The following is a 14947-nucleotide window of genomic DNA, read 5'->3' as shown; positions in this document are numbered from 1 at the left end:
TTAACGGTGTGCTGCGGAGAGTTTGTCCGACAGGACACCGGGTACGGTGAGCCCGCGCCGGAGCACGTCCGAACGGAACCGCCGGACGAGCGAATCCGACGGCGTCGCCGTGAACGTCACGACGTCCCGGTGCAGCGGAGGCTGCAGCCGCCGCAGGGCACCCGGGTAGGTCCGGGTGAGCGCGGTGGTCGGGACCAGTGCCACGCCGAGCCCCGCCGCGGCGAGCTGGGCCGCCGTCGCCGCCTGCTTCGTCCGCATCACCGCCTCCAGTAGAGCGCCGCGCCGCGCGGCCTCCTGGTCGAGCCACCCGGCGAGACCATTGTCCCGGTGGTAGTGCACCACCGGAATGCCCGCGAGGGCGGTCATCGGGACATGCGCGCGGGTGGCGAACGGGTGGTCCGCGGCCAGCGCCACGACGATCTCCTCGCGCCCGACCACCTCGACGGCGCCGGTCCAGCGGCTCGGCCGCGGCCCGGCCGCGACGTCGGCTTCGCCCGCCTCCAGTGCCGCTACCAGCGCGTCTGCGCTCGTGGTCTCGATCAGCGTGATCAGCACCTCCGGGTGGTGCCGGTGCCAGGCCCGCAGCACGGGGGCGAGCAGCCCGGCGGTCATGCTCTCCGCGCACGCGATCCGCAGGGTGCCTTCGCCACCGCCGGCCACCGCGCGTCCGGTTCGGACCACCCGCTCGGCGGCGGCCAGCGCGGCTCGCGCGTCCGCGAGGATCGCCCGCCCCGCGGCGGTGGGCCGGACCCCGCGGGGCAGCCGTTCCAGCACCGGCGTGCCCAGTTCCCGTTCGAGCGCGCCGATCTGGTGCGACAGCGCGGGCTGCGACAGGTGCAGCCGCGCGGCCGCCTCGGTGATCGAGCCCGCGTCGAGGACCGCGACCAGGCACTCCAGCGCGCGCAGCGTAGGCATTCACGAATTCTATCGCAGCCATCGAAAACCTCCGGATCACGACGGGATTGTTCGCGGCGGCTCCGGCGCTGAACCCGGTGTGCGAGACGAAAGGAGCACCGAAATGTCGTTCTCGGGAAAGCGGCTGGTCATCGTGGGTGGCAGTGCGGGAATCGCGCGGCAGATCGCGGTGGACGCGGTCGCGGCGGGCGCGGAAGTGATCCGGGCGGGCCGGAATCCGGCGGCGCTGGCTGAGCCCGGCGTCCGGGCCGCGTTCGCGGATCTGGGGGAGGAATCGTCGATGAAAGCGCTTGCCGAAGAAGCAGGCGAAGTGGACTACGTGGTCTCACTGGCCGCGGCGCCGGCCAACGGCCCGGTCACGACGCTGGAGCGGGACGCGGTCGCCCGGGCCTTCGACGCCAAAGTGGTCGGTCCCCTGATGCTGGCCAAGCACTTCGCCCCGCGGTTCCGCGAAGGCGGGGCGATGGTGCTGTTCTCCGGGGTCGCCGCCTGGCGCCCGATGCCGGAAAGGACGGTCATGGCGACCACGAACGGCGCGGTCGCGTTCCTCGCGGAAGCGCTCGCCGTCGAGCTGGCCCCGATCCGGGTCAACGCGATCTCCCCGGGGATCGTCGACTCGGGCGCGTGGGACCGGCTCGGCGAGGCGAAAGCGGAATTCTTCCGCCGGACCGCGGAAGCGAATCCGGCCCGCCGGGTGGGCCGCCCCGCGGACGTTTCGGCGGCCACCCTCCAGCTGCTGGCGAACCCGTTCGTCACCGGCTCGGTGCTGCATGTGGACGGTGGCGGCCGGCTCGGGTGATCGAGTCTTTACAGCGACTTGAAGCGTTTCTATGATCGGCCGTCCGGACGCGTTGCCGCCGGCGTCCGGACGGCCCAGGTGGAGGGTTTGATGGCACGTAGGGCTCCGCGCCGGGAACAGGTCACCGTCGCCGAACTGCTGGTCCGGTCCGACGCGCCGCGCGACCGTTACCGCGGCGAGGACACCCTCGTGCTGCCCCGGGCCCGGCACCGGGAGAAGCCGCAGGTCCTGCGGTCGCTCTCGCGGCTGCGCGTGGTGTCCGTGGTCGCGGGGGCGCTGGCGTTGACGGGCGGGGTCAGCGCGGCGGTGTCGATGCCGTCCGCGCGCGACACGGTGGCGGCCTGGCCCCCGGCCGGGTTGGAACCCCCGGCGGTGGCCCTGGTTCCGCTCCCGGCTGACGTCGTCGTACCGCCGGCGAAGCAGGCGCCGCCGTCGGCTCCGGAATCCGTGACCGAACCCGGCCAGTCGGCTCCGATTTCTCCGGTGGACGCCGACGCGGAGGCGGATTCCCTCAGCCCGGGTCACCGGGGAGCCCTGGCCCGCGCAGTGAAGGTCGTCGACAAGGTGAAGCCGCTGGCCAAGGCGAAGCCGAAGCTGCCCGAACAGGCGGCGCCGGTCCGCCACGAGATCCCGGACGTTCCGCTGTGGTCCCGCGGCCGCCCGGGAACGCCGGACTGGCCGTCGATGTGGGGCGGCCGCCGCCCCGCGGGCCCGTCGTTCGGCGGGCACCACGAATGCGGCGGCGGCCGGCACCGTCGGTGAGGGTCAGCCGAGCGGGATCTGGTACTGCATGAAGCCCTTGTCGAGGGCGATCCGGTCGTAGAGCTGCCGCGCGGTGGTGTTCGACGCCTGGGTGTGCCAGTAGACGCGGGCACACCCTTGTGCGCGGGCCCAATCGGCCACGGCTTCGATGAGCGCCCGCCCGGCCCCGCGGCCGCGCGCCGCCGGATCGGTGAAGAGGTCCTGCAGGTAGCAGACGTCGGCCGAAGTGGTGCTGACGTGCGTGAAGAAGTGGACGATGCCGACGAGCCCGCCCTCGGCCCGCGCGCCCAGGGCGTGCATCCGTTCCCCGGCGGCGAACTCGCGCCACGCCCGGTCCACCAAGTCCGGAGCGAGCGTCCTGCCGTAGAACGTGTTGTAGCCGGCGAACAGGTTTTCCCAGGCAGCGCGGTCTTCTTCGGTGAGGCCCCCAATGGTGATCATGGTCCGAGGCTAACCAGCGAGGGACACGTACCGGACACAACTCGCCAGTAAGGTGACGAACCCGAATCCAATTCATAGAATCGCCACGCCCGGGTCGGCAAAAGCAGCGGAGGTTCCTGATGGCGCGCACGGCGCACCGTGGCAGCGGCAAGCCTGTGACGGTGAGCGAGCTGATGCTGCGGCCGGATGTCCGCGGCCGTCGCCGCCCCGAGGACCTGGAAGTGCTGGAGCTGGCCTACCGCATGCGCCGCCGGATCGGCCCGGAGGCGGCCGCGCGCGTGCCGTCGCCGGGAGCGCGGGCACTGGCGGCCGTGACCGGTCTCTGGCGACGCCGGGGCCGGTAGCCCGCGGAAACCCCGGCGGCCGCTCAGAAACCGATCGTCGACGGCGGCCGCGCAGCCAGCGCCGTTGCCGTTCCCGGCTCGACCGCCGCGCAGTGCGTGCCCCGGGCCGGAAGCTTCCCGGAGATCAGGTAGTCGTCGGTCGCCTTGACCACGCACGCGCTGTTCTTGAAGTAGGCGCCGTGGCCCCAGCCGTCGTAGGTGAGCAGGGTGCTGCCCGTCTGGCGGGCCACGGCCTGCGACCACGCGTACGGCGTCGCCGGGTCGTGCCTGCTGCTCAGCACCAGCAGCGGTGGTGCGCCGTGGACCTGCAGCGGGTGCTGCGGGTTGCTCGTCCGGTTCGGCCAGCCGATGCAGCCGGTGAGCGCCGTCCAGCCCAGTGAGTTGACCTTGACGTCCGGGGCGAACGCCGCGGCCACCCGCCGGTACGTTTCGAGCTCGGCGAAGTCGTGCACCGGCAGCCGCCAGTCGTCGCAGAACACGCTCGGGAAGACGTAGTTGATCGGGATGTCTTCGCGCAGCTTCGCCGAGGCGCCCGGCGCGGTGCCGTCCACCAGCAGCTTGAGCACCGTCGCGAGCCTGTCCCAGCTGGGGCCGTAGAAGTTGCCCTGGAAGATCCCGGCCAGGTCCAGTGGCTCGATCACCTCTTCGCTGCGCGGGTCCCTCAGCTCTCCGCGCGCCGCCTTGTCCTGCAGGTCGCGCGTGAGCTTCGGAATGTCACGCCCGTGCAGCGCGCAGCTCGGCGTCCGCTGGCACCACGCGGCGAACTCGCCGAATTCCGCCTGCACCGACCGCGTTTCACTGAGCAGGAACTCGGCCGAGGTGAACTGCGAGTGGTCCATGTTGCTGTCCAGCACGAGCGCGCGGACCTTGTCCGGGAACAGTTCCGCGTACTGCTGGCCCATCAGCGTGCCGTAGGAGACGCCGTAGTAAGTCAGTTTCGGCTCGCCGAGCGCGGCGCGGATGGCGTCCATGTCCCGCGCGACGCTCTTCGTGTCGCCGAACTGCCCGAGCGGGCCGGAGAGCCGGTTGCAGCTCTCGCCGAGCTTCCGGTTGTACGCCGCGAGCTGCTCGAACTCGGCCTGGTTGCGCGGCACGCGCGGGTGGTCGGCGATCAGCTCCTCGAGCCCGCAGGAGATCCGCCCGCTGGCTCCGACGCCGCGCGGGTCGAACCCCACGGTGTCGAAGCGCCGGGTGATCTCGGCCGAGAGCGACCAGCCGTTCTTGACCTCCTCGGTGCCCGAGCCGCCGGGACCGCCCGGGTCCATCAGGACCGAGCCGATCCGCGCCTGCGGGTCGGTGGCCTTGCGCCGGGCGAGCGCGACGGTCGTGGTGCCCCGGTCCGGGTGCGCCCAGTCCACCGGCACCGTCACCGCGGCGCAGTCGACACCCGGCGCGTCCGCGCACGGCTGCCAGTCGAGGGATCCCGCGGCCGCGGCGGGCGTGGCCGCCAGCAGGCCGCCCAGCACCGTTGTCGCTGTTACCGCGGCCAGCAGCCGCCTGAACGCCCCTGCCATCGCCAGTCCTCCCCTACCGACAGTGCATGACCGACTCCAGGAAATCACCGATCAGGAGATCCCGCCAGCTTCCCTGGTGGATCACGCCTTGGCGTCCACTGTGGACGACCGATCGGCCCGCCGGAGCCAGGCCGTGGCCGCCGAACCCAGCACGCACAACGCCACCAGCACGGCGAACGCCCAGCCGAACCCGGTCGCCGGGCCGGCGCCCAAGCCCGCCGACAGCACGATCACGCACACCGCGCCGCCGAGCGCGCCGCCGACGCGCAGCACGATGTTGACCAGCGCGGTGGCGTGGCCGAGCTCGGCGGCGCCGACCGACGCGTACGCCGCGGTCGACGCCGGCATGATCGACAGCCCCAGCCCGGCGCCCCGGACCAGGAGCACGGCCTGGACGAGCCACATCGGCGTCTCCGGGCCGAACCACGGCAGCGGCACCGTGCTCGCCAGCACCACCAGCGACCCGGCGAGCGCGACCGTCCCGCCGCCGTGGCGGTCGGTCAGCCGTCCGGCGAAGAACACGAACACCGTGGTGGCCAGCCCCATCGGCGCGAGCAGGACGCCCGATTCGGCGGTGCCGGCGCCGAGCCGGAGCTGGAACCACAGCGGCAGCAGCAGCACGGCGCCGAACATCCCGGCGCCGCCGAGCAGCACGGACACCAGTGCCGACCCCATCACCGGCCGCGCGGCGAGCCGTAGCCGCAGCACCGGGTGCGGAGTCCGCAGCGACCACCAGGTGAACACACCCATCGCCGCGGCGCCGACGGCCGCGAGGACGACGCGGAGCGGGCCCGGCGCGCCGAGTTCGGTCAGCGCGTACACCAGCAGCGGCAGGCCGAGCGAGACCAAGGCCAGACCGCGCCAGTCCACCGGCGGCGGCTGCTGCCGGTCGCCGCGTGGCACGTACCGCAGCGCCAGCCCGAACGCGAGCAGGCCGATCGGGACGTTCAGCCAGAACAGCACCGGCCAGGAGAAGTGCGCGAGCAGGAAGCCGCCGACGCTCGGCCCGACGACCGGGGCGAGCCCGACGACGAGGGCGAGTGTGCCCATGGTGCGGCCCAGCCGTTCCGGGCCGACGGCCAGCCCGATCACGGTCTGGCCCGCGGTGACCATGACGCCCGCGGCCATGCCCTGCACGGCACGGAAGCCGATCAGCGTGACGGCGTCCGGGGCGAGTGCGCAGGCCACCGACGTGAGCAGGAACGCGGCCAGCGCGCCGAGCCACAGCCGCCCGGCGCCGAACCTGTGCCCGAGCCACGGGGTGAGCGGCAGTGCGGCCGAAAGGCCCAGCAGGTACGCCGTGGCGACCCACTGGATGGCGACGAGCTCGACGCCCAGGCTGTCCCGCATCGATTCGAGCCCGAGCGCGACGATCGACGCGTCCATGTTGCCGAGGAAGCCGCCGAGCGCCATCACCCCGGAGGCGATCCAGACGGTGCGCGGGATCGGCGGCGGTGCGGTGCGGAGATCGGTCATGGCTCCGACGGTAAAAGCTCGAGGAAGGTTGAAGTCAATCTCGCCGATCGCGCTCGTTCACCGCGCCGGACGGCGGCTGACGACCTTCCGGCTGCCTGCTTTGAGCCCCCGGTGGTGCTCGAGCGCCGCCACGGACTCGGTGACCTGCTCGAAGCTCGGGAGCGCGCGCACGTTCGCCACCAGTGTCATGTCCTTGCGCGGGATTTCGATGAAGCAGACCTCTACGCCGGCGTGCTCGGCGTGGGCGGCGACCTCGGCCTGCCAGCTCGGCAGGTCGAGGTCGTCACCGAGCCATTCATGCAGGTAGACGCACCACTTGCCGCGCAGCAGCTCGCCCGCGATGGCTTCCAGGCCGACCAGGTACGGATCGGTCACGCGTTCGGCCATGACCGTTCCCCGCAACACCAAGGCACGCTTCCCTCCTGCACCCGGCGGCGACCCCTACCGCCGGAAAACGCTCTCCCGGCGGCAGCCTCCCCGCTCCGCCGGGCAACGCGCACCCCGGTGATCGTGGGTTGACCTCCGGGATCCGCCAACTTACCGGTGGTTTTGGCTCCCAGCAACCGTTTCCCGGCAGATCACGGAAGGCGCGTGCACATTCGGCGTGCGGATGCACGTTCATCGCACCCGTGTGCGCAGCAGGTTGGGGGAGCCGCCGAAGTACGCGCTGTCGGCCACGTACAGGGTGTCACCGCGGACGGCCACCGACGTCGGGTTGGCCAAGCCATCCGAAATGGACAAAATGGTCCGGACCCCGTCGCGGCCGACGCTGACCACCCGGTTCTCCTGGTTGACGGCCGCGACGACGTCCTCGCCGTGGAAGGCGAAGTCGTCGACCGGGCCGAGTCCCGAGGCGACGACCCGGCCGGGTTCCCCGCTCAGCGGGAACCGCACCAGCGTGCCACGGTCCAGGTTGGACACCCAGACCGCGCCGTCGTGCACCTTGACGCCGTTCGCGCCGAAGCCGCCGTCCGGGGCGAGCAGTTCGCCGGTGGCCCAGTCGGTGACCTGCCCAGTGCGCGGGGAGACGCGCCGGACCACCGAGCCGAACGAGTCGGCGACGAAGACGTCCCCGCTGGCGGGATCGCGGGCGACGCCGTTCTGGAAGCCGGACGGCGGCAGCGCGGCCACCTGCACCGGTGCGGCTCCCGGCCGGACGCGGTAGAGGCCGGTCGCCGCGGTGCCGGTCGAAACGGCGACGTAGAGGTCGCCGCCCGGCGCGCGGACGATCCCGCCGAGGAAGAGCTTCCGGTGCACCACCGGGACGTCACCGTCGGCGGGGACCGGGATCCGGGCGATGACGCCGACGTGGCCGCCGGGCGTGACCCGGCCGATTTCGCCGGTGTAGGCGAAGGTGAGGTCGGCGGAGCCGTCGGGCTCCAGTGCGATGTTTTCGGGCTGTTGCCCGGCGGAGAGGTCGAGCGGGATGATTCGCGACGCCGCGTCGGCGGGCGTCGCGGGGACGGCCAAGACGGCGGCCGCGGCCAGCGCGGCGCCGATCTGCTTGATGCGCAAGGGAAACTCCGGTTCGTGGCGGGAACGGCGGAATCGCCGTGCCTCCGACGTTAGGCCCGGTGCGCGTCCGGCCGCCAATAGCTCAGCCTGGGGCGGCCATCGGAAAGCCGATCACAGATCGCGGGCGAAGCAGCGGGAGAGCGGCTCGCCGCGGTACGGCCCGTACGCCTCGATCGGCTCGTAGCCTTCGCGCTGGTAGAACCGGATCGCGTCCGGCTGTCCGGTGCCGGTTTCCAGCAGCAGCCGCGTGATCCCGAGGTCCCGCGCGTGGTCTTCGAGCGCACGCAGCAGGGCTGCCGCGACGCCGGTCCCGCGGGCCGCCGGCTCGACGTACATGCGCTTGACCTCGCCCGACCCCGGCCCGAGCGGCCGCAGCCCGCCGCAACCCAGCGCGGTGCCGCCGGCGTCGCGCGCGAGCAGGAACACGGCGACGGTTTCGGCGGTGGGGACCGCGCCGGGTTCGTGGTCGTCGGTGCCGTAGCGGGCGTCGAGCTCGGTCCGCTGGGCTTCACGCAGGCGGACCGCGTCCGGATCATCCCAGGTCACCGGGGTGATCGTCAGCGTGCAGTCGATCATCGGCGTTCACTTTCTTTCCCGTAACAAGCGTTACCGTAGCACCTGTTACGCTTCCGGGCCATGGCGAGGCAGCGTGACGTCCGGGCCCAGCGCGAGCTGTTGTCGAACGCGACCTGGCAGGTCCTCGCCGAAGACGGCCTGCCGGGCCTGACGCTGCGCGCGGTCGCCGAGCGCGCGGGCTGCACGACCGGCTTGGTGATGCACGCGTTCCCGACGAAGAAGGCGTTGCTGCTGCACGCCAGGGACCTCCTGTACGAGCGAACGGCGGCCCGCGCGGACGCGGCGGAGGCGGCGTGCGAGCGGCCGTCCGACGCACTGGCGGCGGTCCTCGGCCAGGCGGTGGACCTCCCGCACGGCCACCACGAGGAATCCCGCGTGTGGGTGGGCTTCCTGGCGGCGGCGTTGGCCGACGACGACCTGGCGGAGCGGCACCGCGCGGCGAACCGGTCGTTCTTGGCCCGGGTGAACCGGTTGGCGGCGGCGTGCCGTCCGGAGTGGACGGACGAACGGCTGGAGCGCACGACGAAGAGCTTGGTGGCGTTGGTGGAGGGGCTGAACGTCCTGGCGGCGGCGGACCCGCAGACGTACCCGGCCCGGCTGCAGCGCGCCGCGCTGACCGCGGCACTCGCCGACCTGGCCGGAAGCTCGTCCGTCACGCCGCCGGGCCGAAGCGGCGGCGGTACGCGCTCGGGCTGAGGCCCGTGTGACGCCGCAACTGCGCCCGCAAGTTCGCCGCCGTTCCGAAGCCGCTCGATGCCGCTACCCGGTCCAGTCGCAGCTCGCCGCGCTCGATCAAGCGGCAGGCCAGCGAGACTCGTTCCGTCGTCAGCCACGCCAGCGGCGTCGTCCCCAGTTCCGCGCGGAACTTCCGGTGCAGCGTCGCCGGGCTCGTCGCCGCTCGGGACGCCAGGTCCGACACCGTCAGGGGCTGGTCCAGCCGCTCCAGTGCCCACGCCAGCACCGGGGCCAGCGACGTCTCCGGGACCGCCGGGACCGGGCGGGCGATGAACTGCCGCTGGCCGCCGTCGCGGTGGCCGGTGAACACCAGGCGGCGGCTCACGGCGTTGACCACCTCGGCGCCGTGGTCCCGGTTGATGAGGTGCAGGCCCAGGTCCAGCGAAGCCGCGCTGCCGGCCGCGGTGAGGACGTTGCCCTCGTCGACGAACAGCACGTCCGGCTCCCACCGCACCTTGGGGAACCGGGCGGCCAGCGAAGCGGCCCACTGCCAGTGGGTGGTCGCGCGCTTGCCGTCGAGCACGCCCGCTTCGGCGAGGGCGAGCGCGCCGGTGCAGAAGCTGACCAGACGGGCACCGCGGTCGGCCGCGCGGCGGACCGCGGCGATGATCGCCGGGTCCGTCGGCACGTCGGTGTCCGGGCGGGCCGGGACGATCAGGGTGTCCGCGGTGTCGGCCGCCTCGAGACCCGCGACGCCGGAGAGCGTGAACATGCCGAGGTTCATCCGGACGTCCGGCGCCGCCGCGCAGAGCGTGAAGTCGTACCAGGGCCGGCCCAGCTCGGGGCGGCGGAGGCCGAACAGCTCGGTGGCCACGCCCATCTCGAACGGGTTCGACTGCTCGGTGACGATCGCGACGACCCGGTGTGAGAATTCTTGCGACATGTGCGATTCCTAGCACTCCCCGGCCGCCGGAGCCAGGCCGAGGATGGACGCATGAACCCGATCGACCTGAACGAAGTCCTCGCGAGCTTCGACGCCGCTTGGAGCCCGCGCATCGTGACCCGCGTCAACGACTACGACATCCGCCTCGCCCGGTTCGACGGCGAGCACGTCTGGCACGTCCACGAGAACACCGACGAGTTCTTCCTCGTGCTCGACGGCGAGATCGAGATCGGGGTGCGCGACCCGGACGAACGCGTCGTCACGCTGGGCCGCGGGCAGGTCTTCGTGGTGCCGAAGGGCACGTTCCACAAGCCGTCGTCGAAGACGGGGGCGAGCGTGCTGCTCGTCGAGCCGGCGGGAACGCTGTCGGTCGGCGACGTGCACGACGAGGTGCCCGAGCACGTCGACGTCACCACGGGCCACTTGGTCTGACGCGCGCGCGACCCGCCCTCCCCGGGGGCTGCTTCCGCACCTGGCCCCGCGGGGTGGGGGAGCTGGGGCGCCTTTATCGACTGCGCCGACCGGCTGACCTGCTGAGTCCTTCCAGAGAACGGCGTACCCTCAGCCGCATGAAACGGACGTCGTTCGCGCAGTGGCCGTGCTCCATCGCGCGCACCATGGATCTTCTCGGCGACTGGTGGACCCCGCTCGTGCTGCGGGACGCCTTCTACGGCGTCCGCCGCTTCGACGAGTTCCAGCAGGCGCTCGGCATCGCGCGCAACACCCTCGCCGACCGGCTCAAGCGGCTGGTCGACGAGGGGCTCCTCGAGAAGGTGCCGTACCAGACCGAGCCCGTCCGCTACGACTACGTGCTCACCGAGAAGGGCCGTGACTTCTACCCGGTGCTGCTCGCGATGACCCGCTGGGGCGACAAGTGGCTCGCGACCGAGGCCGGCCCGCCGATCACCGTGCACCACCTCGCCTGCGGGCACGACACGCACGCCGAAATCGTCTGCGCGGAGTGCCGGGAACCGATGACGCCGGACGACACGCGGATGCGCCGCGGCCCCGGCTTCCCGCCGCGGCTGGCGCAGCGGCCGGACGTCGAGGAGCGCTTCGCCCGGCAAGAGTGATTGACAGAGTCAGTCTATCTACGCAACTATCGTGGTCAACCGGGAGAAGGGGCGACCACGATGGAGTGGACGGGTGCGCGGTACGCCGACCTGCCGACGGCCGAGGTTTCGACCTGGATCGACGCCGTGCCCGAGGACGTCTGGCCGGTGGTCTCGGACATCACGCTGATGCCCGAGCTGAGCCCGGAACTCCAGTCCGTCGAGTGGTGCGAAGAAGGCCGCAAGTTCCTCGGCCGCAGCAAGCACGACGCGTTCGGCGAGTGGGAGACCACCTCGTACGTCGTCGAATGTGAAGCGCCGCGCGTGTTCTCGTGGGCCGTTCAGGACCCCGACCGACCCAGCGCCGTCTGGAAGTTCACCCTCGAACCGGACGGCGGTGGCACGCGCCTGAGCCAGTGGATGCGGATGGGCCCGGGCCGGTCCGGGCTGTCGTTCGCCATCGACCGGATGCCGGAAAAGGAACAGAAGATCGTCTTCGTCCGGATGCGGGAGTTCGAGACGGCGATGCAGGGCAACCTCGCCGCGATCAAGGCCCGGATCGAAAGCCGATGAAGACCGCGACCACCGTCGAGTTCTCCACGGACACCCGCGCGACGCTGGACTTCGTGCTGGAGGCGGAGAAACTCGGCCTCGACGTCTGCTGGGTGGCCGAAGCCTGGGGCTCGGACGCGCCGTCCGCGCTCGGCTACCTCGCCGCCCGCACCGACCGGATCCGGCTCGGTTCCGGGATCATCCAGCTCGGCACGCGTACGCCGGTCGCCATCGCGCAGGCCGCCCTCACCCTCGCCGACCTGTCCGGCGGCCGGTTCGCGCTCGGGCTCGGGCCGTCCGGGCCGCAGGTGATCGAAGGCCTGCACGGCGTCCCGTTCGCCAAGCCGCTGACGCGCATGCGCGAGACCGTCGAGATCATCCGCCAGGCGTTCGCCGGGGAGAAGATTTCGTATTCCGGCAAGGTGTTCGAGATCCCGCTGCCCGGCGAAGCCCGCCCGATGCGGCTGTCCACCGCCCCGAACCCGGACATCCCGATCTACCTCGCGACGCTGTCGCCGAAGCTCCTGGAGCTCACCGGCGAGGTCGCGGACGGCTGGCTGGGCACCAGCTTCGTCCCCGAAGGCGCCGACGCGTACTTCGCGCACCTCGATGCCGGGCTCGCGAAGGCGGGCCGCAAGCGTGCGGACATCGACGTCTGCCAGGGCGCCGAAGTCGCCTTCGCGGACAACGAAGACGAGCTGCGCACCCTGGTCGGCAGCCGCAAGAAGGAGCTGGCGTTCAGCCTCGGCGGGATGGGCTCGGCCACCACGAACTTCTACAACGACGCCTACAGCCGTCAGGGCTGGGCGGACGTCGCCGCCGAGGTCCGCGAACGCTGGCAGGCCGGCGACCGCGAAGGCGCGACCGCGCTCGTCACGGACGAGATGGTCCTCGGCACGACGTTGATCGGCACCGAGGAGATGGTCCGCGACCGGCTGCGCGTCTGGCGCGAGGCCGGGATCGACACCGTCCGGCTGTACCCGGCCGGCGAAACGCTGGAAGCGCGTCTCACGACGCTCGGCCGCGCATTGGAGCTGACATGACCGGCGACTGGCACCGCACCGCGTGCAGCCTCTGCTACCTCAACTGCGGGCTGGAGGTGCAGCTCGACGGCCGGAAGATCACCCGCGTCCGCGGCGACAAGGCGCACCCGCGTTCGGGCGGCTACCTGTGCCAGAAGGCGCAGCGCCTGACCTGGTACGGCGACCACGAAGACCGGCTCACGACGCCGCTGCGCCGCCGCCCCGACGGCACCCACGAGCCGATCGACTGGGACACCGCGCTCACCGAGATCGCCGCGAAGCTGCACGAAATCCGAGACGCCGACACCGAAGCCGGGCGTCCGGGCTCGTTCGCCTACGTCGGCGGCGGCGGGCAGGGCAACCACTCCGGTGGCGCGTACGGCGCGTCGCTGCTGAAGTGGATGAACTCGACGCGCCACTTCAACGCGCTCTCACAGGAGAAGACCGGCGACTTCTGGGTCAACGGGCAGCTGTTCGGCTCGACGACCGTGCACACCGCCGAAGACGTCGAGCACTGCGACCTGCTGGTCGTGCTCGGCTGCAACCCCTGGCAAGCGCACGGCTTCAGCAACGCCCGGCACGCGCTCAACACGCTCAAGAACGACCCGGACCGCCGGATGATCGTGATCGACCCGCGGCGCACCGAGACCGCCGAAATGGCCGATCTGCACCTCCCGCTGCGCCCGGGCACCGACGCCTACCTGCTGGGCGCGATCCTGGCGCTGCTGGTCGAGCGGGGCGCGCTCGACGAGCGCTTCCTGGCCGAGCGCACCGAGGGCTTCGAAGAGGTCGCCGCCGTCCTGGCGAAAGTGCCGGTCGACGCGTGGATCGCGCACACCGAACTGTCCCGTGTGGACGTCGAACGGGCCGTCGACCTGATCAGCGCGGCCGAGGCGATGACCGTGCGCGTCGAGCTCGGCATCCAGCAGGGACGCCACTCGACGCTCAACAGCTACCTCGAGAAGCTGCTCTACCTGCTCACCGGGCACTTCGGCAGGCGCGGCACGAACAACGTGCACTCGTGGCTGCTGCCGCTGTGGGGCACGACCACCGGGCAGCGTTCCGAGATCACCGGCTTCGAGTACATCGGCGGCCTGCTGCCGGCGAACACCCTCGCCGAGGAGGTCCTCGCCGACCACCCGAACCACGTCCGCGCGGTGTGGGTGGAGTCGTCGAACCCGGCCAACACCTTCGCCGGGACGCGGGACGTCGAACGCGCTCTGGAGGCCGCGGAGCTGACCGTGGTCGTCGACGTCGCCTACACCGAGACGGCCGCGCTGGCCGACTACGTGCTGCCCGCGGCGTCCCAGCACGAGAAGTGGGAGTTCACGCTCTTCACCTTCGAATGGCCGACGAACTACTTCCAGCTGCGGCGGCCGTTGCTGGACCCGCTGCCGGGCACGCTCGTCGAAGCCGAGATCTACGCGCGGCTGTTCGACGCCCTCGGCGTGCTGCCGCCGTCCGACGTCCTGGCGTCGCTGGCCGCCGGGCCGCGGGCGGAGCTGCAGGCGGGCCTCGGTGCCCTGGTGCAGGCGATGCCGGAGCGCGCGGCGATCCTGCCGGTGCTGCTCTACCGCACCCTGGGCGCTTCGCTGCCCGACGGTGCGGCGTCGATCGCGCCGCTGTGGGCCGGCTGCCACCGCGCGGCGAAGACGATGACCGTGCCGGTGCAGCGCGCGCTGGGCAGCTCGGCCACCGGTCCGGCGCTCGGGGAAGCGCTCTTCGAGCGGATCCTGGCCGGTCCCACGCCGTTTTCGGTGCACGAACAGGACGAGGTGTGGAGCCTGCTGCGCCGCGAGCGCGTCCGGCTGGCCGTGCCGGAACTGCTGGACTGGCTGGCCGCGCTCGACCCGGCCGCCGAATCACCCGACCCGGCGTACCCGTTTTCGCTGCTCAACGGCCAGCGGCGGGCGCACAACGCGAACCAGATCCTGCGCGACCCGCGCTGGCGCCGCACGGATCCGGACGGCGCGCTGCGTGCGCGTCCCGAAGAACTGGCCTCGATCGGGGCGGTGCCGGGGGACTGGGTGGCCGTCGTGACGGCGGCGGGTCGCGTGGTCGTCCGCGCCGAGGCCGACCCCGCGCTGCGGCCGGGGCAGCTCGCGCTGCCGCACGGCTACGGCATGGCCCACCCGGTCGCGGACGGCCGCCGGGTGGTCAGCGGCCCGCGGATCAACCTCCTGACGGACGCGCTGGACCGCGACCCGATCGCCGGGACGCCGCACCACAAGGACGTTCCGGCGCGCCTGGAGCCCGCGACGGAGGCGGAGCGGGCCCGTGCGGAGGCCGACCACGACGCCGTCGCGAGTGGACAGTCGAGGGCGTTCTCCGGGCTATAGTGGGACCCCTGCCTGAAAGGGG

General features: G+C 72.2%; 17 protein-coding genes. 9 read left to right on the top strand and 8 right to left on the bottom strand.

Annotation, left to right across the window (positions count from 1 at the left end):
- Nucleotides 1-915 carry a LysR family transcriptional regulator gene (locus ABZX11_RS35550; protein ID WP_354921553.1) on the bottom strand — a complete coding sequence of 305 codons (915 nt, stop codon included), beginning with the start codon at nucleotides 913-915 and terminating at the stop codon, nucleotides 1-3.
- Nucleotides 916-1018: 103 nt separating this feature from the next.
- Between ABZX11_RS35550 and ABZX11_RS35545 the strand changes: the two genes are divergently transcribed.
- Together ABZX11_RS35545 and ABZX11_RS35540 are read left to right on the top strand one after the other, a co-directional pair.
- Nucleotides 1019-1714 carry an SDR family oxidoreductase gene (locus ABZX11_RS35545; protein WP_354921550.1) on the top strand — a complete coding sequence of 232 codons (696 nt, stop codon included), beginning with the start codon at nucleotides 1019-1021 and terminating at the stop codon, nucleotides 1712-1714.
- 90 nt (nucleotides 1715-1804) lie between these two features.
- Complete coding sequence (locus ABZX11_RS35540; protein ID WP_354921547.1) at nucleotides 1805-2476, top strand: hypothetical protein; 672 nt, start codon at nucleotides 1805-1807, stop codon at nucleotides 2474-2476.
- 3 nt (nucleotides 2477-2479) lie between these two features.
- Here the strand turns inward: ABZX11_RS35540 and ABZX11_RS35535 are convergent, their stop codons facing one another.
- A complete protein-coding gene (locus ABZX11_RS35535) occupies nucleotides 2480-2917 on the bottom strand; it encodes a GNAT family N-acetyltransferase (RefSeq protein ID WP_354921544.1) in 438 nt (145 codons plus the stop codon).
- Between the two features lie 161 nt (nucleotides 2918-3078).
- Here ABZX11_RS35535 and ABZX11_RS35530 point away from each other — a divergent pair, with 161 nt between their 5' ends.
- Entirely contained in the window at nucleotides 3079-3261 is a 183-nt protein-coding gene (locus tag ABZX11_RS35530; RefSeq protein ID WP_354921541.1) for a hypothetical protein, read from the top strand.
- A gap of 23 nt (nucleotides 3262-3284) precedes the next feature.
- On the opposite strand, the gene ABZX11_RS35525 is transcribed toward ABZX11_RS35530, so the two are convergent.
- The 5 genes from ABZX11_RS35525 to ABZX11_RS35505 form a co-directional block, all read right to left on the bottom strand.
- Entirely contained in the window at nucleotides 3285-4775 is a 1491-nt protein-coding gene (locus tag ABZX11_RS35525; RefSeq protein WP_354921537.1) for an alpha/beta hydrolase, read from the bottom strand.
- 81 nt (nucleotides 4776-4856) lie between these two features.
- Nucleotides 4857-6251 carry an MDR family MFS transporter gene (locus ABZX11_RS35520; RefSeq protein ID WP_354921534.1) on the bottom strand — a complete coding sequence of 465 codons (1395 nt, stop codon included), beginning with the start codon at nucleotides 6249-6251 and terminating at the stop codon, nucleotides 4857-4859.
- A 57-nt stretch (nucleotides 6252-6308) separates the two neighbouring features.
- Complete coding sequence (locus ABZX11_RS35515; protein ID WP_354921531.1) at nucleotides 6309-6638, bottom strand: hypothetical protein; 330 nt, start codon at nucleotides 6636-6638, stop codon at nucleotides 6309-6311.
- Between the two features lie 231 nt (nucleotides 6639-6869).
- Nucleotides 6870-7766, bottom strand: a complete 897-nt coding sequence (locus tag ABZX11_RS35510) for a hypothetical protein (protein WP_354921528.1) — start codon at nucleotides 7764-7766, stop codon at nucleotides 6870-6872.
- Between the two features lie 111 nt (nucleotides 7767-7877).
- Nucleotides 7878-8342, bottom strand: a complete 465-nt coding sequence (locus tag ABZX11_RS35505) for a GNAT family N-acetyltransferase (protein ID WP_176175302.1) — start codon at nucleotides 8340-8342, stop codon at nucleotides 7878-7880.
- A 60-nt stretch (nucleotides 8343-8402) separates the two neighbouring features.
- Here ABZX11_RS35505 and ABZX11_RS35500 point away from each other — a divergent pair, with 60 nt between their 5' ends.
- The gene (locus ABZX11_RS35500) at nucleotides 8403-9038 is read left to right on the top strand and encodes a TetR/AcrR family transcriptional regulator (protein ID WP_354921525.1); all 636 of its coding nucleotides are present in this window, start codon (nucleotides 8403-8405) and stop codon (nucleotides 9036-9038) included.
- Here the strand turns inward: ABZX11_RS35500 and ABZX11_RS35495 are convergent.
- The gene (locus ABZX11_RS35495; protein ID WP_176175305.1) at nucleotides 8995-9960 is read right to left on the bottom strand and encodes a helix-turn-helix domain-containing protein; all 966 of its coding nucleotides are present in this window, start codon (nucleotides 9958-9960) and stop codon (nucleotides 8995-8997) included. The two genes, ABZX11_RS35500 and ABZX11_RS35495, sit on opposite strands and share 44 nt — an antisense overlap.
- 51 nt (nucleotides 9961-10011) lie before the next feature.
- Here ABZX11_RS35495 and ABZX11_RS35490 point away from each other — a divergent pair, with 51 nt between their 5' ends.
- The 5 genes from ABZX11_RS35490 (at nucleotide 10012) to ABZX11_RS35470 (ending at nucleotide 14925) form a co-directional block, all read left to right on the top strand.
- A complete protein-coding gene (locus ABZX11_RS35490; RefSeq protein ID WP_354921522.1) occupies nucleotides 10012-10392 on the top strand; it encodes a cupin domain-containing protein in 381 nt (126 codons plus the stop codon).
- 137 nt (nucleotides 10393-10529) lie between these two features.
- Nucleotides 10530-11033: a helix-turn-helix domain-containing protein gene (locus tag ABZX11_RS35485; RefSeq protein ID WP_176175308.1), complete on the top strand. Its 504-nt coding sequence runs from the start codon at nucleotides 10530-10532 to the stop codon at nucleotides 11031-11033.
- A gap of 60 nt (nucleotides 11034-11093) precedes the next feature.
- Nucleotides 11094-11585: an SRPBCC family protein gene (locus ABZX11_RS35480; protein WP_354921518.1), complete on the top strand. Its 492-nt coding sequence runs from the start codon at nucleotides 11094-11096 to the stop codon at nucleotides 11583-11585.
- The gene (locus ABZX11_RS35475; protein WP_354921515.1) at nucleotides 11582-12607 is read left to right on the top strand and encodes an LLM class flavin-dependent oxidoreductase; all 1026 of its coding nucleotides are present in this window, start codon (nucleotides 11582-11584) and stop codon (nucleotides 12605-12607) included. The genes ABZX11_RS35480 and ABZX11_RS35475 overlap by 4 nt, the downstream gene beginning before the upstream one ends.
- Nucleotides 12604-14925, top strand: coding sequence for a molybdopterin-dependent oxidoreductase (locus ABZX11_RS35470; protein ID WP_354921512.1), 2322 nt, complete (start codon nucleotides 12604-12606; stop codon nucleotides 14923-14925). Before ABZX11_RS35475 ends, ABZX11_RS35470 begins: the two co-directional genes overlap by 4 nt.
- Nucleotides 14926-14947: the final 22 nt, after the last annotated feature.

It is taken from the genome of Amycolatopsis sp. NPDC004169 (assembly GCF_040610315.1).
Classification (GTDB): Bacteria; Actinomycetota; Actinomycetes; order Mycobacteriales; family Pseudonocardiaceae; genus Amycolatopsis.
Note: the sequence above shows the minus strand (reverse complement) of the source record. Positions and strands in the feature narration are given on the sequence as shown.